The sequence below is a fragment of the Olleya sp. YS genome (genome assembly GCF_029760915.1).
Classification (GTDB): domain Bacteria; phylum Bacteroidota; class Bacteroidia; order Flavobacteriales; family Flavobacteriaceae; genus Olleya.
In genome coordinates, this window is record NZ_CP121685.1 from 132735 (window position 1) to 155188 (window position 22454).

The following is a 22454-nucleotide window of genomic DNA, read 5'->3' on the forward strand; positions in this document are numbered from 1 at the left end:
ATTAGAGGCTTATTTTAGATTATAAATTTAATTGAAACCCAAACTTAAAGTTTCGACCAAGGGTTGAAAATCTGTACAACTCTTCATAATCTTCATCAAAAAGGTTGTTAACACTAACAAACAAAGTCATTTTATTATTTAACACGTTATGGTTTAGTGATAAATTAACTAAACTGTAACTCTCTAACGTACGATTAGTTACAAAATCGTCTTCAAAAAAAGGAGATACTCTATCGCTATTAAATTGGTAGCTTATATTAGCATTAGTACTTTGGCAAATTTGATACCCTAAACTAGCATTTACTTTTTGTTTTGGAACTCTAAAAATAATATTATCTTGTCTTTCAGTAAACGTATAGTTTGCATTAAAATCTAATGAGGCTATAGGCTTGTAGCTTAACTCTACCTCTACGCCTTGTACTTTAAAGTCTTCATTTATATTTTGATATTCTCCAGCAAAGGTTACAAAATCTGTAGTCACATAATCAATGTAGTTATCTTGATTTCTATTAAAATATACAGCACTTAATCTCAGGTTATCATGTAATGCAAAACCTAATCCAGCTTCAATAGTTGTGTCTTCTTGTGCTTCAAGGTTGGCATTTCCAAAACCAGGTACAAACAATTGGTATAAACTTGGTGTGACATAAGCAGTACTATAAGATGCTAACAATTTTAATGAAGCATTCTCTTTTAATTTAAAAACGTACGATGGATTAATATTATAAACAATATTACTACCATATTCGCTATGATTATTTAATCGTAAACCTGCATTGAGATTAAAACCAAAATCTGTTAAATACGTCACACTAGCATAAGGATCAACTATTTGGTCATTTGCTTCGTCTGCCATGATTGGGCTAAATGGGCTTGGGTTATTCATTTCGTTTTTAACGACGTTTACACCTAAAACAGTATACAACTTATCGCTAAACGCATACTTATTAAACGCATCTACACTTAACGTTTTAGCATCAAAAGTTGCTGGAAAATCAGATTGAAACTCGCGATCTACTGTTGTTAAAGCTGCATTTACAGTTACGCTACCATTGTTGTAGCTATATTTAGGTGAAACAGAGACTCTAAGTTGTTCGTTTTTAGAGACATTGTTTTCGTCTATAAAAAAGAAACCACCATCATATTGTGTGTTATACTTATCGTGACTAAACATTGTATTCAGTACAAAATGTTCAGAAAAATCGTAACCAAGTTTGACATTGGTATTAATTTTAGAAAACCTGTCACTATCATTAGCTTCTGCACCTTCTATTTCTCTTACAGCAGATAAACCATCAGTAAATCTATTACTAAAATTAACCAAGTAATTAAAGTTATTTGCACGACCATTTATTCCAACAGAATTTGTAAAATCTTCAATAGCAAAGTTAGAATCGTTTGCAGCTTTGTTAGTACCTAAAAATGAAGAAAATGTAGCGTTTACTGAACCTTTTTTTGCTTTTTTTAAGGTAATATTTATTACAGCAGTACTGGCTCTATTACCATATAAAGCACTGGATGCACCTTTTAAAATTTCAATCTCTTCAATTTGACTTAATGATAATAATTGTAAATCAAAATTATTTTCAATTAGTGAGGCATCATTAACTGCAACACCATCTATCAAAACTAAAACCTGGCGGTTTTGTCCACCTCTAACACTAGTTGTCAATGGTTGTCCAGCTTGACTGTTGCTTCCTACAATATTAATTCCTGATTTGGTATTAATGATTTGTGCAACGGTTTTGTCTGCATGTTGCTGTAATTCTTCATCAGAAATTTTAACAACTGTTTTACCAGAATTTTCACGTTTTAACTCAAAACGCGAGTCTGTAATGGTGACTTCATCTAATAACGTCACACTTTGATTGTTGTCTTGCTCTTGTGCAAAAACAAAACTACTAGCTACAATACATAGCGTAGTCAGAACCTTTTTTTTGTTCATTTTTAATTACTAATTACTCGAGAATCGCATGGATTATCATACGTAAACTTTTATCCCGAAAGTTTGACTTATTTGTTTGAATTTGGCAGGTCTCCTGACTTGTTTTCTATTATTCTACCTTCCCAGCAAAAAGCCAGTGGTTTTAAGAGCAAATAATAGCCTTGTAAAAAGGAGTTCAATATGATTGAACATTAACTTACAGTTGCGGGAACAGTTCTGGATTTTAACCAGATTCCCTTTTAATCCATTCAAGTAAGCTTGAATGAAACCTAAATTCGGTGCAAATGTAACCTTATTTGTTTAATGTTATTTATAAAAGATTAAATAATCTTATTTTTGAAATTCTAAATCATTCATTTTGAAAAAGATTGTATTAATATGTATTACGCTAATACTAATGTCTTGTAAAGAAGATAAAGGTATGTCTGTACAACTTCCACCATTAGATAAAGTTCAAAAAACAAATATATATGCTGAAGGATTTACAATTTACAATTCTGGAAATTTTAAAGTTATAACGGTTAGCAATCCTTGGCCTAAAGCAGATAAAGATTATAAATACGTTTTAATATCCAGAGAAGAATTAGCAAAAACTAGTTTTATGAAAGGTGAATATGATGGTATAATCGTAACACCAATCCAAAAAATAGTCACGACATCCACTACACATCTTCCAGCTTTAGAACTATTAGGGGTTGAAAATTCTTTAGTCGGTTTTCCAGGAACAGACTATATTTCTTCAGAATCCATTAGAAAAAACATTGACCAAGGACAGGTTAGAGAATTAGGAAAAAATGAAGGATTAAACACTGAGGTTTTACTAGAATTAAAACCAGATGTAGTCGTTGGTTTTGGTATTGACGGAAATAACAAATCGTTAAATACTGTTCAAAAATCTGGGATTCCTGTAATTTTTAATGGAGATTGGGTAGAAAAATCCCCTTTAGCTAAAGCAGAATGGATTAAGTTTTTTGGAGTACTTTACAATAAAGAAAAAAAAGCTGATTCTATTTTTAAAACCATTGAAACCAATTATAACAAAGCAAAAGCACTTGCCAAACAAGTAACTAAACAACCCACAGTACTTAGTGGAGCCATGCATAAAGATGTCTGGTATTTACCTAACGGAACAAGTACAGAAGCACAGCTTTTAAAAGATGCTAATGTTAATTATTTGTATGCAGACACTACAGGAGAAGGTAGTTTAGCACTAAGCTTCGAGTCGGTTTTTGAAAAAGCCAAAACTACAGATATTTGGTTAAGTCCATCTTACTATACTACTATGGATGCGCTAAAAGAGGCTAACCAACATTACGCCCAATTTGATGCGTTTAAAAATAATAATATCTACACCTTTTCTAATACAACAGGTCAAACAGGTGGTGTCTTATATTATGAATTAGGTTTAGCAAGACCAGACTTAGTATTAAAAGACATCATTAAAATTTGTCATCCAGAATTATTAACAGATTACCAACCTTACTTTTTTAAACCCTTACAGTGATTAATACTAAATCCTATAACACTTCTTTTGTATTATTAGCAGTTTTGCTATTAGTATTATTTGTTGTTAATATTAGTTTAGGTTCTGTGTCAATCTCTTTAGATACTATTTTTAGTAGTTTTTTCACTAAAACAGATCAGTTATCTAATCACGAATATATTATACAAAATTACCGTTTACCCAAAGCCATAACAGCTATTTTAGTAGGTTCTGGTTTGGGGATTTCTGGGTTATTAATGCAAACGTTATTTCGTAATCCTTTAGCTGGTCCTTTTGTTTTAGGGATTACTTCTGGAGCTAGTCTTGGTGTTGCTTTAGTCATTTTAGGCAGTAGTATTTTTGGTGGGTTTTTAGCGACGTTTTTAGTCTCAAAATGGAGCTTAGTAATAGCTGCTAGTTTAGGTAGTTTTTTAGTCTTACTATTGGTGCTAATAGTGTCTTCTAAAGTTAGAGATACTATGGCTATTCTAATTATAGGATTAATGTTTGGTAGTATTACTGCAGCAATAGTAAGCGTACTCTCCTACTTTAGTAGTGCAGAACAATTACAACAATACATTTTTTGGGGATTTGGAAGTTTAGGCGATTTAGATTGGTCTGAAGTTAAAATTTTTGGGTTAATTTTTAGTATTGGTATCTTGTTTTGTATACTATCCATAAAAGGATTAAACACTTTGTTGTTAGGTGAAAATTATGCTAAAAGTTTAGGATTAAACATCAAACAAAGTCGATTGTTAATCATAATAGCAACAAGCCTTTTAGCAGGAACCATTACTGCATTTGCTGGACCTATCGCGTTTATCGGTTTAGCCATTCCACATGTGACACGTCAAGTGTTTAATACGTCCAACCATAAAGTATTATTACCAGCAGTATTTTTATTTGGCGCTATAATTATGCTTATTTGCGATAGTATAGCACAGTTACCAAATACGGATTATATGTTACCTATAAATGCTATTACTTCTTTATTTGGTGCTCCAATAGTGGTTTGGCTATTGGTAAGACAACGTAAAATGGTGTTTTAAAGTAGAAAAAAGATGAAAGAGATTAGAAAAGAGATATCTTACTATTTAATATTAAGCTTATTGGTTATTATTACGACATTAATTTCTTCATGTAAAGAAAATAACACTAGTGAAACTCTAAAAAATCATTTTACAGAGGATCAAATACAAGACTTCAACAAAATAAATAACTTCTTTATTTCTCAAGCATTAAATAATAATAAGTCAAATTATAAAAAAGAACTTCAGTTATTAATAGATGAGTTAATCAACAATGATATTATAGCATTAATTAAAAAAATAGATTTTAAAAAACAAAAGGAATTATATACGTTAATTTCTAAATCTTCATTTAATGAATTATGGGTTTTCTGTAAATCTTTCAGAAAAAAAAGAATCGAGAGCGAGAGTTTTATAAGTATTTGTCCAAACCATGAACTTAATAATTTCAAAAATTATCTAAAAGAACTTAGTAAAACTAATTCTTTTGCAGAAGTATGTTTAAAAAGTATGGAAGATAGTGGTGATTATCATATTGCTAGGTTTAGTAATTATTTATTTCAAAATATTAATTCTATAGATTTAAATAATTTTGATAATCAATTTATTATAGCTGTATATTTTTTATCACTAAATGATAATGAACAACGAAACGAAAAGTGGTCAGAAAAAAATAAAAATGAATAACAATAACCAACATACCATCCTAAAAACCAATAATCTAAACATAGGTTATTCCTCTAAAAGAGAGGACATTATTGTTGCTTCCAACATCAACATTTCATTACAAAAGGGAGAGTTAATCGGATTGGTTGGTGGTAATGGTATTGGCAAATCTACTTTATTAAGGACACTCACTAAGGTTCAACATCCTTTGCAAGGAACAATTATTTTAAACAATAAAGACATAAAAGATTACACAAATCTTGAATTAGCAAAAACACTAAGTCTGGTATTAACTGAACCATTAGCTTCAAAAAATCTAACCGTTTTTGAGGTTGTTGCATTAGGTAGACAACCCTATACTAATTGGGTTGGTAACTTATCAGATAATGATGTTTCAATTATCAATACTGCAATACTTCAAACTAATATTGAAGTATTGAAGCATAAAAAATGCTTCGAGCTTAGCGATGGTCAACTCCAAAAAGTTATGATAGCTCGTGCATTGGCACAAGATACTGACTTAATAATTTTAGACGAGCCTACGACGCATTTAGATATGTACCACAAGGCTTATATCCTAAAATTGTTACAAAAACTAACTAAAGAGACCAATAAAACCATCTTATTTTCTTCACATGAAATTGACTTAGCCATTCAATTATGTGACAGTATGATTGTGATGTCAAAGGATGGAATTGTAAGCAATGCGCCTTGTCAATTGATTGAAGAAGGTGCTTTCAACAATTTGTTCCCAAAAGATATGATTGTTTTTGATGACAAAACTGGGAGTTTTAGAGTTAGAAAATAATACTCTAACTTTTTGACTTACTACTTTCATCTTGCAACTTTATATTTATATATTTGATAAAATTCAATTGTTTTAAATGAACGACAATATCATACTTATTATTTCTATTGTAATAGCTGCAATTATTGGTGCTTATTTAGGTATACTAATTACAAAATTAAAAAGTAAAAGTCAGCAAAGTACTTTGGAGGAACGTCAAAATCAAATGGGATTGTCTATAGAATCACTTAAAAGAAACCTTGCAAAAACAGAATCTGAACGTGAAGATATAAGACGAGAAAAAGACTTTTTAAATGCAGAATTAGCCAGAAAAAATACTGAGTTTGAAAATCTACAACAACTCAACTTAAAACGTGATGAAGAGTTAGAATTACGTCAAGAACAACTTCGTAAAGATTTTGAATTATTAGCTACTAAAATTTTAGACGAAAAAACAGAGAAATTTACCCTTCAGAATAAAGAAAATATCAAAAACATCCTGAATCCACTACAAGAGAAAATTCAAATTTTCGAAAAAAAAGTGGATGATACACAAAAGGAAAGTATTAGCATGCATAGTGCTTTAAAAGAACAATTGTTAGGACTAAAAGATCTTAACCAACAAATGACTAAAGAAGCTACCAACTTAACCAGAGCCTTGAAAGGTGATAGCAAAATGCAAGGAAATTGGGGCGAATTGGTGCTGGAGCGTGTTCTAGAAAAATCTGGTTTAGAAAAAGACCGTGAATATTTTGTACAGCAAAACTTCACGCGCGAAGATGGTACAAGAGTATTACCAGATGTGGTATTACATTTACCAGATAACAAGAAAATGATTATTGATTCTAAAGTATCATTAACCGATTATGAGCGTTATGTCAATGCAGAAGACCATGACAGAGAGTTGTTTTTAAAAGCTCACATCAATTCTATCAGAAAACACGTCGAGCAACTTGCAGACAAAAACTATCAAGACTTATACGATATAGAAAGTCCAGATTTTGTTTTACTTTTTATACCTATAGAACCTGCGTTTGCAGTAGCCATCAATCAAGATAATTCTATATACAATAAAGCATTTGAAAAAAACATTGTCATAGTAACACCTGCTACACTTTTAGCCACTCTAAGAACGGTAGATAGCATGTGGAACAACGAAAAGCAACAACAAAACGCCATAGAAATTGCGCGTCAAGCTGGTGCATTATATGATAAATTCGAAGGCTTAGTAGCAGACTTGACTGGTGTTGGTAAAAAAATTGATGATGCTAAAAGAGACTATTCTTCAGCAATGAATAAATTAGTAGAGGGAAGAGGTAACTTAATAAGAAGCGTTGAGAAGATTAAAAAACTAGGTGCTAAAGCTAAAAAATCATTACCAGAGAGTATTATAAAACGTGCTGAATCTGAAGACTAAAACATAACAACATGATAAAATTTCTAGTAAAATCTCTAGTAGCAATATTATTAATAGTAATTGCATATTTCTGCTTTATTTATTTTGTAACTTATAGCGAAGGTGTAAGAGCTGGTGAGTTGGTAAAATTCAGTAAAAAAGGAGTCGTTTTTAAAACATGGGAAGGAGAAATTAGTCAAGGTGTGTCTGAAGCACAAATCTTTAAATTCTCTGTTGAAGGTAATGAAACACAAGTGATTGAAGATTTAAACAGATTACAAGGTCGTTTTGTAAAACTGACCTATTTTGAGCGTTATGCCTCTTTTTTTTGGTTAGGTGACACCAAATACTTTATTACTAAAGTAGAAGAAAAAGATAGAGAACCAAGAGGTAATTATTAATGAAAGAATCCACTCAAAACATAATATACAAATGGATGTTAAGAGCTAGGTATATTTATATATTTTTGGCTGGAGCTGGATTAGTATCTTTTGGTTTAGATACCTTAATTGAACCTGGAAAATTTAGTCAACGTGAGGAGTTAAATAATTTTATTACTATTGGTTCAATCTTATTTGGAATTATAATAATAATTATAGGTTTTCAAAGAAAAAAAGACATCGAATACTACATTCAACAACAAAAACTATGAGTAAGTCCTATATAAAAGTAGATGCATCCAGAATTAGTATTTCAGAATTAATGCTACCGTCCCACTCTAATTTTAGTGGAAAAATTCATGGTGGTTATATTTTAAACCTCATGGATCAAATTGCATTTGCTTGTGCTTCAAAACATTCTAAAACCTATTGTGTCACTGCAAGTGTCGATACAGTGGATTTTTTAAAACCTATTGAAGTTGGCGAGCTGGTGACTATGAAAGCTTCAGTTAATTTTGTTGGTAATACGTCTATGGTTGTGGGAATTCGTGTGGAAGCAGAAAATATACAGACTGGTATTATCAAGCATTGTAACTCGTCTTACTTTACTATGGTTGCAAAAGATGATCATGGACAATCTGTAGAAGTACCTGGACTTATTTTAAACGATAAAATTGAAGTGATACGTTTTTTAAAAGCGTTAAAACGTATTGAAACAAAACAACAACGTCAGTACGAATTTAACCACCAAGACTTTTCGCATATTGACTACCTACCTATCCTAAAATCTCACAAAGTTAGAATAGATTTACCTGATAATTATTAATTTCACTACTTAACGTGAAGTAATTTTCAAAAAAAAATTGTAAATTAGTTTCCAAGGAAATTAAAAATATCATGAAAAAGAAACTTCTTATACTCCTTGGTATTCTAGCAATTGGCGCAGTAATAGCCTATAACTACATCTATCAAGACCACAGAAACATTAGTGAAGAAACTGCTAAATACAATGTAACTGCATCAAACTTAGTTAAAGATTTTATTAAGGATGTCTCTACAACTCAAGATAAGTATTTAAACAAAACCATTGAAGTTACAGGTACAATAACAGCAAAGGATGCTAATTCTGTAACCTTAGATAACGCCATATTTTGCACGCTTTCTAATCCAACTAAAGTAGCATTAAATACAACAGTAACTGTAAAAGGACGCTGTATTGGGTTTGACGATTTATTAGAAGAAGTCAAACTAGACCAATGCACCATTATAAAATAACTACATGATGAAACAACTTTTATTACTAATCTTTTGCTTCCCTTTTTTTAGTTTAGCTCAGGATGATTTATTAAATGAAATTGATACAGAAGTTACAGACAATTATGCTACAGCCACATTCAAAGGTTTAAAAATTGTCAATTTTGAATCGACTAAACTAGTTGCAGATAAAGAATTTACTTTTGTTGTAGCGCATCGATTTGGGAGTCTAAAAAATGGATTAGATACTTTTTTCGGTTTAGATGATGCAGTCACACGATTAAATTTTATTTACGGTTTAAGTGATGCTATTAATATTAGTGTGTCTAGAAGTAGCTTTCAAAAAATATATGAAAGCGCTATAAAATATAGATTAGCTCAACAACAAGACAATGGATTTCCGTTTACAATTGTTGGATACAATTCTATTTTAATCAATACAGCTTTAGACAAAGCAAATTATCCAAAACTAGAATTTAAAGACAGAATGGGTTATACTGCTCAATTATTAATAGCTAGAAAAGTTAGCACAAACTTGTCTTTAGAATTGGCACCAACTTTGTTTCATGATAATTTTGTATTAGACAACAATCAAGACAATACACAATTTGCTTTAGGAATGGGAACACGTTATAAACTAGGTAAACGTTGGAGTTTAAATGCTGATTATGGTTGGCATTTAAATAGATCCAGTACTTCTCCTTTTAAAAATCCACTATCTATTGGTATAGATTTAGAAACAGGTGGGCACGTCTTCCAAATGCATTTTACCAATGCACAAGCAATGAATACTAATGGTTTTTTAGGTCAAGCAACAGGAGATTGGAGCGATGGCGATATTTACTTTGGGTTTAACTTAAGCAGACGATTTTAAAACATTTTAACATGAAAAAGATAACCTTAATAATAACTTTTGTAAGTCTAACTATTTTTAGTTGCTCTAATAATAGTGAAGACGATTTAATTGACACTACACCTATTCCAGAAGGGCAAAAAGTAACTTACACAGCAGATATTAAATCTATTATGGATAACAATTGTACTAGTTGTCATAGTAACCCTCCAGTTAATGGTGCACCAAACAGTTTAATGACTTTTCAAGACGTTTCTAATCAGGCAAATACTGTATTAAACCGTATTTCATTACAATCTGGTGAAGGTGGAGCAATGCCTTTAGGTGCTCCAAGACTACCACAAGCTTCTATTGATTTATTTCAACAATGGATTGATGATGGTTTATTAGAAAATTAATTGGCAAGCTATTTGCAATAATTAAAAAAACTAGAAAAAAATGAAAATAGTATTAACGTTTATAATGGCTTGTTTTTTAAGTATATCAAGCATTGCTCAAGATAAGTATTTGACCAAAACAGGTGAAATTACTTTTGAAGCCTCAGTTCCTTCTTTTGAAGAAGTTAAAGCCAAAAACCAAGCTACGACCGTTATCTTAAATACTGAAAATGGCGAATTTGCTGCATTGGTTTTTGTAAAAGCATTCAGGTTTAAAAATGCTTTAATGGAAGAGCATTTTAATGAAAATTATGCCGAATCTGACACCTATCCAAAAGCTAATTTTAAAGGTAAAATTAGTGGCTTTGATTTTGAAACATTAGATAATACTAATAAAGAAATGTTATACTCAGGTACTTTAGAGTTTCATGGTAAAACTAAAACTTTAAAAGATTTACCTATAAGTGTATCTAAAAATGAAGAAGGTCAAATAGTCTTATCAGGAACTTTTAGTGTTAACGTTGACGATTTTAATATTGAAATACCTAAAGTGGTAAGCAATAAATTATCTAAAACAGTAGACGTTGCCTTTAACTTTATATTAAAAAAGAAATAGTTTTATGATATAAAAAAGCCTTAACAGATTTGTTAAGGCTTTTTTATTTCTACTAAATTAAAGTAAGTCTAAATTTTCACAAATCGCTTGGTTACAGACTTGCCATCTTTAAGTGATGATATCTTCATTAAATACACACCATCATTCCATGCAGAGATTGATAAACTTGTATTTAATTGATTAATTGTTTGTAACAACACTCTCTTTCCTAACACATCGTAAACTTCAATTGTTAAACCGTCTTCAAATTGAGTTGGCACCTCTATATTTAAAGTTGTAGATGCTGGATTAGGGTAAATTTGTATAGATGTTAACGTATCTTCAAACGTAGGAACACTTAATGTTGTAGATGCCATTGTTGCATTTCTACCACCAGAATGATAAGCTAAAGCATTTTCAGAATTTGCTCCACCTTTAGCCCAAACAATTACAAAATTGTCATCACTAGCTGGAAACACAAAGTCGTTACTGTCGCCAGTATCTCTCGCTCGAGTACCTACTATAGTTCTAACAGATCCAGAAACAGTATTAGAGCTTACTGACCAATTTTGAGTTGCATCAGTATTTGGTGTACCATTACCTGATGGCATAAACCTATCAGATAGTGAATTACTAACGTAAATGACAGTATCATCTCCGCTAAACTGTCCCATTGAACCTCCTCCAGAGTAATTAGTATTTGTCAAAGCTACACCTAACCATCTGTTACTTGGACCTATCATGGTCATAGTAACAGTACTAGAAGTAATATCAAACTGTACAGTAAAATCTGAGTCTAAGGTCACTGTTCCAGTACTCCAAGTTTGCGCAAACGCAAATGGAGCTGTTATTAAAAAAAGTAATAAAGTAATTTTTCTCATAGTCAATCTATTTAATGTTTAATAATTCATTTAACTTTTCATCTTTGTAGCTAATAGCAAAATCTAAAGCAGATTTATTTGCATTATTTTCAATATTAAAATCAGCATCAGCGTCTACAAGTAATTTTATAATATCATATTTTTTAAACAATACGGCATAATGCATTGCAGTTCCACCTTGTGTATCTTGAATATTTGGGTTAGCGTTATGCTGTAACAATATAGCTACTATTTTATCATAACCTTTGTATACAGCTGCCATTAAAGGCGTACCATAATTACTATTACCATTAATATCATCAACTTTTCCCGCTAAAAAATTGGCAATTACTTCATTCCCATTATAACAGGCTAAAGTTAATGGTGTATAGCCTTGATCATTTTTTTGATTTATAGATTGCTTGTCTTGCTTATATATGGCCTCAATGTCTTCTAGAGTTCCATTTCTACTTATTTCAAAAATATCTGATTGTGCAAAACTCAAAAATGAACACATTAACAATGTGCTAAGCAATAATGCTTTAGCGAGATTTGTAATAGAAAAAAAAGCAATTTTCAGTATCATAAGGTACTTTCCTAGGTAATTATCTATAGTAAATTTAGCATTTTTTTTAATAAAAACCGCATTTTAAACCAATTAGCTTAAGTTAAAAAAACAAAAAAAGCTCCAAATTGGAGCTTTTATTATGTTTGTGAATGTTATGTTATTTACTTAAATACATTTTACGTCTTGAATATAAATCGTAAAATTCGTCTTCTTTAAGACTTTCTATAAATAAGATACTTTCTCCTGTAGATTTCATTTCTGGGCCTAAAGTTTTATCTACATTAGGAAATTTATTAAATGAAAATACAGGCTGTTTTATTGCGTATCCTTTTAACTGAGGATTAAATTTAAAATCAGTTACTTTATTTTGACCTAGCATCACTTTAGTTGCAAAGTTTACATAAGGTTCTTTATACGCTTTAGCTATAAAAGGTACAGTTCTAGAAGCTCTCGGATTGGCTTCTATTATATAGACTGTATCATCCTTAATAGCAAATTGAATGTTTATTAAACCAACCGTTTTTAATTCTCTAGCAATAGTATGCGTATGATCTTTAATTTGCTGCATAATCAAATCACCTAAATTAAATGCTGGTAAGGTAGCGTTAGAGTCTCCTGAATGCACACCACATGGTTCAATATGTTCCATTATACCAATGATGTAGACATTTCCGTCTGCATCACAAATTGCATCAGCTTCAGCTTCAATTGCGCCATCTAAGTAATGGTCTAATAGTAATTTATTACCAGGCATACCTCGTAATAAATCTACAACATGTGCTATCAATTCTTCTTTATTGATAACAATTTTCATGCCTTGACCTCCTAATACATATGATGGTCTTACTAAAATTGGAAAATTTAATTCGTCAGCTAAAGCTAAAGCTTCATCAGCCGATTCAGCAATACCAAATTCTGGATATGGTATGTTATTGTCTTTTAACATTGAAGAAAAACGTCCTCTATCTTCTGCAATGTCTAGTGCTTCGTATGATGTTCCTATAATTTTAATTCCGTATCTGTCTAATTTTTCGGCAAGTTTTAATGCAGTTTGCCCTCCTAATTGCACAATGACTCCTTCTGGTTTTTCATGACGAATTATATCATAGATATGTTCCCAAAAAACAGGTTCAAAATAGAGTTTATCTGCGGTATCAAAATCGGTTGATACTGTTTCTGGATTACAATTAATCATGATGGTTTCGTAACCACACTCTTGTGCTGCATAAACACCATGAACACAACAATAATCAAACTCGATACCTTGACCAATTCTATTTGGACCAGAGCCTAAAACTATAATTTTTTTCTTATCGGATACTTTACTTTCATTATCAGTAATGATCTCTCCAGTTTTAGTTTCTATAACATTTTCAAATGTAGAGTAGTAATATGGTGTTTGCGCTTTAAACTCTGCTGCACAAGTATCTACTAATTTATATACACGTTGTATGTTTAATTCTTCACGTTTATTATATACTTGGCTTTCTAAACAGCTTAGCATATGCGCTATTTGTCGGTCTCCATATCCTTTTTGTTTGGCCTCTAGCAACAATTCTCTATCAAGTGTATCTATTGTATATTTTGAAATTTCTTTTTCTAATTGATATAACTCTTCGTACTGTTTTAAATACCACATATCAATTTTTGTAATGTCATAAATCTGACTTAACGGAATACCCATTGCAATTGCATCATAAATAACAAAAACACGATCCCAGGACGCATTAGTCAATTTATCTATAATTTGGTTGTAGTCTTTATACCCTTTTCCGTCTGCACCTAAACCATTACGTTTGATCTCTAAAGACTGCGTTGCTTTGTGTAAGGCTTCTTGAAAAGAACGTCCAATTCCCATTACCTCTCCTACCGCTTTCATTTGCAGTCCTAAAGTTCTATCTGAACCTTCAAACTTATCAAAATTCCAACGTGGAATTTTAACAATTACATAATCTAAAGTAGGTTCAAATAACGCAGATGTCGATTTTGTAATTTGGTTATCTAATTCATCTAAAGTATAACCTATAGCCAATTTAGTTGCAATTTTTGCAATTGGATAACCTGTTGCTTTACTTGCTAATGCTGAAGAACGTGATACACGTGGATTAATCTCAATAGCAATAATGTCTTCTTTTTCATCTGGTGACACTGCAAATTGTACATTACATCCACCTTCAAAATCTCCGATAGAACGCATCATATGTATAGCCATATCACGCATTTTTTGGTATGTTTTATCAGACAATGTCATTGCTGGCGCAACTGTTATTGAATCTCCTGTATGAATACCCATTGGATCCATATTTTCTATCGAACAAATGATGACAACGTTATCGTTTTTATCTCTAAGTAATTCTAACTCATACTCTTTCCAACCCATCATAGCCTTATCTATCATGACTTCGTGGATAGGAGAAATTTCTAAACCTCTACGTAAATTAGCATCAAAATCTTCTTCATTATATACAATTGCTGCACCTGCTCCTCCTAAAGTATAAGACGCCCTAATACATAATGGAAAACCAAATTCTTGCGCAATTTCTTTTCCTTTTAAAAATGAAGTTGCAGTAGCTTGAGGCGCCATAGGCACACCAATTTGTCCCATTAATTCTCTAAACTTCTCTCTATCTTCAGTAATATTAATAGCATCAATATCTACACCTATTTGCTGAACATTAAAATCGTCCCAAATTCCTTTTTCGCCAGCTTCAATACATAAATTCAATGCTGTTTGTCCACCCATAGTCGGTAAAACAGCATCAATCTGAGGGTGTTCTTTTAAAATTTTTATAATCGATTTTGTGTTAAGAGGTAATAAATAAACATGATCTGCCATACTTGGGTCGGTCATGATGGTTGCTGGATTAGAATTAATTAAAATAGTTTCTATTCCATCTTCTCTTAAAGATCTTAATGCTTGTGAGCCAGAATAATCAAATTCACATGCTTGTCCAATAACGATAGGACCTGAACCAATAATTAAGATAGATTTTAACTTCGGATTTTTTGGCATTTTTTATCTGGTTTTTATGTTATCAAAAATAGGGTAATCTTAAATACAAAAAAAGGCGTTACACCTAAGTAACGCCTTTAAAATATTAACAATTGTTAATCATTATTTTTTATGTCTAGTTTCAGATGAAACAGATATTTTCTTTCTTCCTTTAGCACGACGACGCGCTAATACTTTTCTACCATTAGCAGAAGCCATTCTTTCTCTAAAACCATGTTTATTTCTTCTCTTTCTTTTTGATGGCTGAAACGTTCTTTTTGGCATTGTCTTATATTTTAAAAATCTTTATAGTAAATATTTTAGTGCTTTAGTCTTTCTCTAAAACTGAGCGCAAATATACAAAGGGTTTTTTATTTGACAAACCTAATTTTAAAAATATTTTTAAAGAAATTTTTAGTTTCTTTGTACTCCAATTAAAAAAACGTTTAAAAACGTGAAAAATCAAGTAATACAAGACTTTTAAACTTTAAAAAATGTACAATAAAGTAATAAAATTAATTTTAGCAATCGGAATATTTGGAGTAGCCATTTGGCAATTTACTGAAGGAGAGATAGGAAATGGGATTATGTTTATCTTTTTGTCACTGATATTTTTGTTCTTATACTTTAAAAACGAATTTATTTTACTTGCCTTTTTACGCTTAAGAAAGCAAGATTTTCCTGGTGCTAAAAAATGGTTAGATAAAATTAAAAACCCAGAAACTGCTCTAGTTAGAAAACAGCAAGGGTATTATAATTTTTTAAACGGGATTATGGTCTCTCAAGACAACATGAATGAAGCTGAGCGTTATTTTAGAAAAGCAGAACAGTTGGGATTATCTATGGACCATGATATGGCTATGGTAAAACTTAATTTAGCTGGCGTTGCTATGTCTAAAAGACGAAAGCAAGAAGCTACAAAATTGTTAGCTGAAGCCCAAAAATTAGACAAACAAGGCATGTTAACGGAACAAATTAAAATGATGAAAGATAACATGAAACGTGCCCAAGCACCAAAACAACATTATGGTCAAGGTGGATCTTTACGCGCACAAAAAAGACGTGGTAGATAATAAGATATTTACCTTTTTAAGGTAAAATGCCCTTTATAAACAGCTCCATTAGCTCTTGTTACTTCAAACCAATAGTCATTAGTTGGCATATCTAGACCATTATAGGTTCCATCCCAACCTGTGTCTTGGCTTCCAAATTTTGTGATTAATTTTCCATACCTATCAAAAATAACCACTTGTAATTCTGGTTCGGAATTAGAAAATTTTATTTGCCATACTTCATTTTCATTATCACCATTAGGTGTAAAAAAACGTGGATAATTTAATAAATATACCTCTCGTGCTACTGTGTCACAACCGTTTAAATCCTTAATATAAACTGTGTAATCCCCTGGTGATAAATTAGAGAACGTATTATCTGTTTGGTAAGTAATATTGTCTATAGAGAATTGATATTCTCCTAATCCAGTAACTAGTATAGTAATCGTGTTTTCAGTAGTAGTCCAATCTAATGTGACTACTTCCTGAATAATTGCTGGCTCAGAACTAATAACCACAAACTCTTTTGAGGTTTCACAATCAAAAACTCCGTAATTATTGATAACTGTGACTTGATAGGTTCCTGCTTGATTAACTACAATGGATGGAGTAGTTTCTCCTGTTGACCATAAATAATTATCAAAACCTGAATCTGCTGTTAAGGTTACAGTATCTTCAGGACATATAAAGCTTGATGTTTCTGGACTTAAAACTGGAGTTTGTCCAACAAAAATCTGAAAAGAAGTAGTTGCATAACATACTATTAGGTTATCATGAAACACCCTAGCATAAATGGTTTGTGGATTAGTGATATTAGAATAAGAATCTGGCAACGGATTGTCACCTGTGTTGGCATCTTCTTGACTAAGATGATAGGTTACATTATAGTTATTTGGGTTTTGGTTACCTAATATTTGAGCGTTTTGACTTGTTAATGTAAATACATCTGCCTCAATTAAATCATCCCTACAGACTGACATATTTTCTGGTGTATTTGCTCTTGCTAACGGTAATAAATTTTCAAGATTAATAATAATATTTTCAATACTTCCACAAGAATCTTCCACTCTAATTTCATAGGTACCTGGAGCTAAATCTGAAAACGTATTATTATTTCCATTATCAATGTTACTTGGAGCAAGTATACTAAAATTGAAAGGTTCTACACCTATTACATCAACTATGACATCGTTATTATCAGATCCTCCTGTACAATCTAAATTATATACTCCAGAGATTACTAAGTCGGAAAAGATGGTGAAATTTGCAAAAACATCAAGACAAAAAACATCTGGATTAGCTGTATTTAAAGGCTGAAATACTTTAATTAATCTAAATTCTCCAGTTAGAAATACATTAAAAAGTGTTTCTGAATTTTCAATTTGTATAGCAGTTGTCGTATCTGGTATTTGATCTTCGATATACTCAATACCTGTATTTGGATGTGTCCAAATATTAGTGTCTTGATTTAATCTTTGAAGCCAATAGGTTTGATTCATTGTACTTTCGTCATTATCATTTATTGTCACATCAAACGAGCCACAATTTCTAGACAGTGCATAAATACCTGGATTACTTGAATAACTATTAATAGTAATATTAGTAGAATACTGAAACCCACATTCATCTGTCGATTCAATACTATAATTACCAATAGGCAATTCGCTTATAAACAAACTACCAGAATCGTTTATATTGGAGCTGACATCAAGCGGAAGGTTTTGATTTATTGTTGCTGGTGCAGAAGTAATAACCGCAGAGGTCAAACTTCCATGATTGCTAGATAGATTTAAAGAGCCAGTTGGAGTCTCACAATTAGGTAATGTTAATGTGTTTAATTCTTGGAATTCAAAATCTGGTACTGGTGCTTCAATAGTATACTCTACTCCACAATCATCTGTTACTAACAAAGTATAATTTCCTGTTATAATATTGTCTTGAATTGAAAATATACCATTATCAATATAAGCACTAACATTATAAGGTAAAGGTTGGCTATAATTTGCTGGAGCAGCAATAATAATTGCAGAAACTAATTCTCTATTTGACACATTTACACTAATAAAACCAGATGATGTAGAACAGCCACTATTACTAGTATTTACTATTGGCTCCACCAGAATTTCTTCAACAGTAATAGTACTACTTCCTACTCTACCACATTCGTCAGTTATATCTAAGCTATAGGTTCCTAAAGGCAATAAATTACTTTCATCACCAAAAGTTGTCGTAGCTTCTGTGTATGGACCAGGGTAATCTACATTGTAATTTGATGGATTAAATCCCGAAGGAAAAGAAGTGAAATTTATAGTGTATGGCGGAACATAATTTTCGATATTTATATTCAAGAACTCTCCGCAAGAGGCTTCCTCTTTGAATAAATTAACTTTTGGGTTTGGATTAATGGGATGATTGACTTCAAATAAGTTATTACAAGAGTCCGTAATTTGCATATTGACAATAAATTCATCTGTCCCAAAAAGTGGTATTATTTGGTTAATAGTGATCCCTTCTGGAGGTCCAGAAGGGATGTTTTGAGTTATTATAATATTGGGTGAACCATCTGGTGGTATAACTGTATATGTCACTAACAAAGGATATATAATTGGGTAACCTTCAAAAGCTATAATATTATTAGACATATCGACTTCATCACAACTGTTATAAGTTATTGGTAGAGTTACATTTGATATACTAAAATTATTAGTATTTAAAACCATGGTGTAGGTCTTTGAAACTGCATTATCACAATCATCAAACACTCTAATAATATAGGTTCCAGCTTGAAGGTTTGAAAATACATTTGAAGATTGAAGACTTACTGTCACAGGACCCGAAATAATTTCAAATGAAACAGCATTTCCTGACAAGATATTCACTGTTATTGTTCCTTCAGGATCACAATCTGTTGTCGTAGTATGTGACACTTGGTAGTCTAATTCTGTAGTTAAATCATCAATAGAAATATCTTGCTGTTGCGTGTTTTCTTCATTATTTAAAATTTGAGTGGCTACAACACTGTAATTTCCAGCTTGAAGACTGTTAAAAATATTTTCTGAAGTCTCTGCAATTGGATTTATTGTATCTGGTAATAAAAACAGTGTATAAATTATAGTTGAGCCAGGAGATGTGTTGGATACAGACATTTGTAAAGCACCATTACCTGTACACGTTTGGTTAGTAGCAGTAACGGTTAAATTAAAGTCTGAAAGCTGAGAATAACAAAGTCCATTTACTAATAGAATAATGAAAGTAAAAAAAGCTCTCAGTCTTTTTTTTTCAAATAATATTTTTGAGGTATTTAGCACTTTACTTTAACTCTATTAGTGACTTATAAATATACGATTAAATAGCTAATACAGTTGTAAATGTACTTACCTCAAATGTTATTTTTTACTAAATTTAATATTATTTACTAAAAAACATTTTAACAGCCACTAGAACAAGCAAGACGCTAAATATCTTTTTTAAGAAACTTTCATTAATGTTTAGAGCCACTTTTGTCCCTAAAAAACCACCAACTATAAATGTTATTGCTATAATTAAAGCATATTTCCAATTTAATGGGTCTTCTCCAATTTTATGATATGTATAAGCAGCTAAAAGTGTTACTGGAACTGCTAAAACAGCAAGACTTGTACCTTGTGCTTGATATTGAGTATAACTTAACAAAAACACCATTAGCGGTACCATAACTACTCCACCTCCAATCCCAAACATTCCGCTAAAAAAACCTGCTAATAATCCTATGATTATTAATAATAGTAATGTTGTAAAACTCATTGTTACTTTCATTTTAATTATAATAATGGAGCCCAAAGCCTACAATAGGCTTCTTTTATTATGGTAATATTAGACCTATTTTGCCATCTTTTAAAATCTATTAGCTCTGCATTTTCTAGATCCTCATTAAATATAGCTTTGGCTTGTTTTGCTTTATCTTTATTGTAGATTAAAGCATTAATTTCAAAATTAATATTGAAACTTCTATAATCCATATTACAAGTGCCAATGGTGGTGAAAATATCGTCAACCACCATGGTTTTTGCATGTATAAATCCTTTTTTATATCTATACACTTTAATATTTGCTTTTAGTAATTGTTCTAAATAAGAGTTTGTAGCATGTTTAGCAGTCCAAGAATCTGATTTTTCTGGAATCAACAACCGTACATCAACACCGCTCTTAGAAGCCACTTGCATAGCGGTAATAATCTGGTCATTAGGAATAAAATAAGGCGTGGTTATATACACGTAATCTTCTGCTGTAACAATAGCAAAAAATATAGCTTCCATAATGTTTGCCCAATCTGTATCTGGTCCACTTGCTGCTATTTGAACAGGTTGAACCTTTTTTATTTTATTTTGAGGAAATAGTGAGTGATCTAAATCTAAAGTTTTATCAGACACAAAATTCCAATTGGTTAAAAACTGTGTTTGTAGAGAAAAAACTGCTTCGCCTTCAATTCTCAAATGCGTATCTCTCCAGTATTTTTCATTTTCAGGGTAATTTACATAAGTATCAGAGACATTAATCCCTCCAACATATCCTACCTCTCCGTCAATAATTACTATTTTTCTATGGTTACGATAATTCATTTTACCAGTAAATCTTGGAAATAATACTGGCATGAAAGCGTGAAATTGAATTTTAGAATCCTTCATTTTACTTTTCATTTTTGAAGAAATCTTACTACCCACATCATCAAAACTTAATCTAACTTTTACACCTTCTTCTGCTTTTTGACAGAGTAAGTCTAAAAATTTAGTCCCTATTTTATCGTCTTTTAAAATGTAATATTCAATATGAATGTGCTGCTTAGCAGCTTCTATATCTTTAAATAGCTTATCAAATTTATTTTCACCATCAATTATAATCTCTACATCGTTATACTTTGTTAGTGGAGATTTATCGTTTTTTTGAAGTAATTGTATCAGTCTAATTTGGTCATCGTCAGCATTAGCTTCATATTTAGCTATTGATTCTGGATCTATTTTTAGCTTTTCATTAATGGACTTTATAAGCTTATCATTAAGTACATCCTTACGATTAAATATTTTGTTTTTTCTGTATTCCTGACCGAAAAAGTAATATACAATTAATCCAAAAAAAGGAAACACTAACAATACAATGATGTATGTTAGTGTTTTTGTTGGGTTTATAGATTTAAATAATATTGTGGTTACTGCTATGATGGCTAATATATAATTTAGCACGATTGCTATAGTCCACCAATTATCCTTTAAAAACTGTATCATTTAAGGGTTAGTTTGGTAAAAGCCTTCTCTTGGAATATCAATAAAATATTGTTTTCTAGATTTATTATTTAAATGTGGCTCTCTTAACCAAGGGTTATGCAATTTTAAAATTTTATAATTAATTCCGAATTGTTTAGCAAAGCTTGCAAAATCTGCTACAGCAGTATCAACCGCTACTTGATAGGTAGGAACTGTATTATATAAATCTTTATCTCTAAAGTTAAAACCGTATTTATCTGGGTTTGATAAAATTTCTTTTAAAGCAATAATTCTAAAAACGTATCGTCCTGTTTCTTCTCCTAATAACAAATCGTAATAGCTACTTACCTTTTGTGCTTCTAATCGCTTAGAAATACCATAATTACCTGCATTATAAGCAGCAGCTGCAGAAGTCCATGACCCTAAACTAGCTTTGGCTTTTTTTAGATAGTTACATGCTACTTCTGTTGCTTTTTCAAGGTGATAACGTTCATCTACATTATCATTTACTTCTAACCCATACTCACGTCCTGTAGCTTTCATAATTTGCCAAAACCCACTTGCACCAGCTGGAGAACGTGCTCCTGTTAATCCACTCTCTATGACTGCTAGGTATTTAAAATCGTCAGGCACACCATGCTTTGCCAATATAGGCTCTATTATTGGAAAATATTTTTTGGCACGTTTAAACATCAATAAGCCATTAGATTGCCAGTAGGTGTTTACTAAAAGCTCTCTATCCATACGCTCATAAATATCAGGATTAGAAAGTGGAACAGCCTCGCCTGCAAACTCTAAATAAGGTGGCATTTGTATGGCATATACATTATAATCGTTTATGATTTTCTTTTCGAAATTTTCATCAGTTGGAGCGTTTTGAAAGGCATTAATAAATAACATTCCCAGGACTGCTAAACCAACTATAGCTAAACTTTTTTGTACTATCTTCATCTTCTTATCTTTTGTCTAAAATTAAAAAAA

Annotated in this window: 22 protein-coding genes and 1 riboswitch; of the genes, 13 read left to right on the forward strand and 9 right to left on the reverse strand. The window is 31.3% G+C overall.

Annotated elements, in window-relative coordinates; translation table 11 throughout:
- Window positions 1–19: 19 nt before the first annotated feature.
- Complete coding sequence (locus tag Ollyesu_RS00660) at window positions 20–1945, reverse strand: TonB-dependent receptor (RefSeq protein ID WP_279301891.1); 1926 nt, start codon at window positions 1943–1945, stop codon at window positions 20–22.
- A 66-nt stretch (window positions 1946–2011) separates the two neighbouring features.
- Window positions 2012–2233: riboswitch (cobalamin riboswitch) on the reverse strand.
- Between the two features lie 70 nt (window positions 2234–2303).
- On the opposite strand from Ollyesu_RS00660, the gene Ollyesu_RS00665 reads away from it, so the two are divergent.
- From Ollyesu_RS00665 to Ollyesu_RS00720, 12 genes are all read left to right on the forward strand, one after another.
- Window positions 2304–3449, forward strand: coding sequence for an ABC transporter substrate-binding protein (locus Ollyesu_RS00665; protein WP_279301892.1), 1146 nt, complete (start codon window positions 2304–2306; stop codon window positions 3447–3449).
- Window positions 3446–4477: an iron ABC transporter permease gene (locus Ollyesu_RS00670; protein ID WP_279301893.1), complete on the forward strand. Its 1032-nt coding sequence runs from the start codon at window positions 3446–3448 to the stop codon at window positions 4475–4477. Before Ollyesu_RS00665 ends, Ollyesu_RS00670 begins: the two co-directional genes overlap by 4 nt.
- Before the next feature lie 12 nt (window positions 4478–4489).
- On the forward strand, window positions 4490–5143 hold the full coding sequence (locus Ollyesu_RS00675; RefSeq protein WP_279301894.1) for a hypothetical protein: 654 nt from the start codon (window positions 4490–4492) through the stop codon (window positions 5141–5143).
- Window positions 5136–5930: an ABC transporter ATP-binding protein gene (locus tag Ollyesu_RS00680; RefSeq protein WP_279301895.1), complete on the forward strand. Its 795-nt coding sequence runs from the start codon at window positions 5136–5138 to the stop codon at window positions 5928–5930. Before Ollyesu_RS00675 ends, Ollyesu_RS00680 begins: the two co-directional genes overlap by 8 nt.
- 76 nt (window positions 5931–6006) lie before the next feature.
- Window positions 6007–7326 (forward strand): DNA recombination protein RmuC, encoded by a 1320-nt coding sequence (gene rmuC, locus Ollyesu_RS00685; RefSeq protein WP_279301896.1) that lies wholly within the window; start codon window positions 6007–6009, stop codon window positions 7324–7326.
- An 11-nt stretch (window positions 7327–7337) separates the two neighbouring features.
- Window positions 7338–7706, forward strand: a complete 369-nt coding sequence (locus tag Ollyesu_RS00690) for a 6-phosphogluconate dehydrogenase (protein ID WP_279301897.1) — start codon at window positions 7338–7340, stop codon at window positions 7704–7706.
- The gene (locus Ollyesu_RS00695) at window positions 7706–7957 is read left to right on the forward strand and encodes a hypothetical protein (RefSeq protein ID WP_279301898.1); all 252 of its coding nucleotides are present in this window, start codon (window positions 7706–7708) and stop codon (window positions 7955–7957) included. Before Ollyesu_RS00690 ends, Ollyesu_RS00695 begins: the two co-directional genes overlap by 1 nt.
- A complete protein-coding gene (locus Ollyesu_RS00700; protein WP_279301899.1) occupies window positions 7954–8511 on the forward strand; it encodes an acyl-CoA thioesterase in 558 nt (185 codons plus the stop codon). Before Ollyesu_RS00695 ends, Ollyesu_RS00700 begins: the two co-directional genes overlap by 4 nt.
- Window positions 8512–8582: 71 nt before the next feature.
- The gene (locus Ollyesu_RS00705) at window positions 8583–8960 is read left to right on the forward strand and encodes a hypothetical protein (protein ID WP_279301900.1); all 378 of its coding nucleotides are present in this window, start codon (window positions 8583–8585) and stop codon (window positions 8958–8960) included.
- A 7-nt stretch (window positions 8961–8967) separates the two neighbouring features.
- Window positions 8968–9813 carry a DUF5777 family beta-barrel protein gene (locus tag Ollyesu_RS00710; protein ID WP_279301901.1) on the forward strand — a complete coding sequence of 282 codons (846 nt, stop codon included), beginning with the start codon at window positions 8968–8970 and terminating at the stop codon, window positions 9811–9813.
- Between the two features lie 11 nt (window positions 9814–9824).
- Window positions 9825–10190, forward strand: a complete 366-nt coding sequence (locus Ollyesu_RS00715; RefSeq protein WP_279301902.1) for a hypothetical protein — start codon at window positions 9825–9827, stop codon at window positions 10188–10190.
- 40 nt (window positions 10191–10230) lie between these two features.
- Window positions 10231–10785 carry a YceI family protein gene (locus Ollyesu_RS00720; protein ID WP_279301903.1) on the forward strand — a complete coding sequence of 185 codons (555 nt, stop codon included), beginning with the start codon at window positions 10231–10233 and terminating at the stop codon, window positions 10783–10785.
- 68 nt (window positions 10786–10853) lie between these two features.
- On the opposite strand, the gene Ollyesu_RS00725 is transcribed toward Ollyesu_RS00720, so the two are convergent.
- The 4 genes from Ollyesu_RS00725 to rpmH all read right to left on the reverse strand — a co-directional run bounded on the left by Ollyesu_RS00725 (window position 10854) and on the right by rpmH (window position 15469).
- Window positions 10854–11645: a T9SS type A sorting domain-containing protein gene (locus Ollyesu_RS00725; protein WP_279301904.1), complete on the reverse strand. Its 792-nt coding sequence runs from the start codon at window positions 11643–11645 to the stop codon at window positions 10854–10856.
- Between the two features lie 7 nt (window positions 11646–11652).
- Window positions 11653–12141: an ankyrin repeat domain-containing protein gene (locus Ollyesu_RS00730; protein WP_279301905.1), complete on the reverse strand. Its 489-nt coding sequence runs from the start codon at window positions 12139–12141 to the stop codon at window positions 11653–11655.
- 208 nt (window positions 12142–12349) lie between these two features.
- Entirely contained in the window at window positions 12350–15205 is a 2856-nt protein-coding gene (gene carB, locus Ollyesu_RS00735) for a carbamoyl-phosphate synthase large subunit (RefSeq protein WP_279301906.1), read from the reverse strand.
- A 102-nt stretch (window positions 15206–15307) separates the two neighbouring features.
- The gene (gene rpmH, locus Ollyesu_RS00740) at window positions 15308–15469 is read right to left on the reverse strand and encodes a 50S ribosomal protein L34 (RefSeq protein WP_028281753.1); all 162 of its coding nucleotides are present in this window, start codon (window positions 15467–15469) and stop codon (window positions 15308–15310) included.
- A gap of 209 nt (window positions 15470–15678) precedes the next feature.
- Here rpmH and Ollyesu_RS00745 point away from each other — a divergent pair, with 209 nt between their 5' ends.
- Window positions 15679–16257 carry a DUF2892 domain-containing protein gene (locus Ollyesu_RS00745; protein WP_279301907.1) on the forward strand — a complete coding sequence of 193 codons (579 nt, stop codon included), beginning with the start codon at window positions 15679–15681 and terminating at the stop codon, window positions 16255–16257.
- A gap of 8 nt (window positions 16258–16265) precedes the next feature.
- Here Ollyesu_RS00745 and Ollyesu_RS00750 read toward each other — a convergent pair whose 3' ends face one another.
- The 4 genes from Ollyesu_RS00750 to Ollyesu_RS00765 all read right to left on the reverse strand — a co-directional run bounded on the left by Ollyesu_RS00750 (window position 16266) and on the right by Ollyesu_RS00765 (window position 22424).
- Entirely contained in the window at window positions 16266–19544 is a 3279-nt protein-coding gene (locus Ollyesu_RS00750) for a T9SS type B sorting domain-containing protein (RefSeq protein ID WP_279301908.1), read from the reverse strand.
- 100 nt (window positions 19545–19644) lie between these two features.
- Window positions 19645–20019 carry a sulfite exporter TauE/SafE family protein gene (locus Ollyesu_RS00755; RefSeq protein ID WP_279301909.1) on the reverse strand — a complete coding sequence of 125 codons (375 nt, stop codon included), beginning with the start codon at window positions 20017–20019 and terminating at the stop codon, window positions 19645–19647.
- A 17-nt stretch (window positions 20020–20036) separates the two neighbouring features.
- A complete protein-coding gene (cls, locus tag Ollyesu_RS00760) occupies window positions 20037–21494 on the reverse strand; it encodes a cardiolipin synthase (protein ID WP_279301910.1) in 1458 nt (485 codons plus the stop codon).
- Window positions 21495–22424 (reverse strand): lytic transglycosylase domain-containing protein, encoded by a 930-nt coding sequence (locus Ollyesu_RS00765; RefSeq protein WP_279301911.1) that lies wholly within the window; start codon window positions 22422–22424, stop codon window positions 21495–21497.
- Window positions 22425–22454 lie beyond the last annotated feature (30 nt).

Coding starts and splice junctions, on each gene's coding strand:
- Ollyesu_RS00660 (WP_279301891.1), bottom strand. CDS start 1,945: ATGAACAAAAAAAAGGTTCTGACTACGCTATGTATTGTAGCTAGTAGT.
- Ollyesu_RS00675 (WP_279301894.1), top strand. CDS start 4,490: ATGAAAGAGATTAGAAAAGAGATATCTTACTATTTAATATTAAGCTTA.
- Ollyesu_RS00680 (WP_279301895.1), top strand. CDS start 5,136: ATGAATAACAATAACCAACATACCATCCTAAAAACCAATAATCTAAAC.
- rmuC (WP_279301896.1), top strand. CDS start 6,007: ATGAACGACAATATCATACTTATTATTTCTATTGTAATAGCTGCAATT.
- Ollyesu_RS00690 (WP_279301897.1), top strand. CDS start 7,338: ATGATAAAATTTCTAGTAAAATCTCTAGTAGCAATATTATTAATAGTA.
- Ollyesu_RS00695 (WP_279301898.1), top strand. CDS start 7,706: ATGAAAGAATCCACTCAAAACATAATATACAAATGGATGTTAAGAGCT.
- Ollyesu_RS00700 (WP_279301899.1), top strand. CDS start 7,954: ATGAGTAAGTCCTATATAAAAGTAGATGCATCCAGAATTAGTATTTCA.
- Ollyesu_RS00705 (WP_279301900.1), top strand. CDS start 8,583: ATGAAAAAGAAACTTCTTATACTCCTTGGTATTCTAGCAATTGGCGCA.
- Ollyesu_RS00710 (WP_279301901.1), top strand. CDS start 8,968: ATGAAACAACTTTTATTACTAATCTTTTGCTTCCCTTTTTTTAGTTTA.
- Ollyesu_RS00715 (WP_279301902.1), top strand. CDS start 9,825: ATGAAAAAGATAACCTTAATAATAACTTTTGTAAGTCTAACTATTTTT.
- Ollyesu_RS00720 (WP_279301903.1), top strand. CDS start 10,231: ATGAAAATAGTATTAACGTTTATAATGGCTTGTTTTTTAAGTATATCA.
- Ollyesu_RS00725 (WP_279301904.1), bottom strand. CDS start 11,645: ATGAGAAAAATTACTTTATTACTTTTTTTAATAACAGCTCCATTTGCG.
- Ollyesu_RS00730 (WP_279301905.1), bottom strand. CDS start 12,141: ATGTGTTCATTTTTGAGTTTTGCACAATCAGATATTTTTGAAATAAGT.
- carB (WP_279301906.1), bottom strand. CDS start 15,205: ATGCCAAAAAATCCGAAGTTAAAATCTATCTTAATTATTGGTTCAGGT.
- rpmH (WP_028281753.1), bottom strand. CDS start 15,469: ATGCCAAAAAGAACGTTTCAGCCATCAAAAAGAAAGAGAAGAAATAAA.
- Ollyesu_RS00745 (WP_279301907.1), top strand. CDS start 15,679: ATGTACAATAAAGTAATAAAATTAATTTTAGCAATCGGAATATTTGGA.
- Ollyesu_RS00755 (WP_279301909.1), bottom strand. CDS start 20,019: ATGAGTTTTACAACATTACTATTATTAATAATCATAGGATTATTAGCA.
- cls (WP_279301910.1), bottom strand. CDS start 21,494: ATGATACAGTTTTTAAAGGATAATTGGTGGACTATAGCAATCGTGCTA.
- Ollyesu_RS00765 (WP_279301911.1), bottom strand. CDS start 22,424: ATGAAGATAGTACAAAAAAGTTTAGCTATAGTTGGTTTAGCAGTCCTG.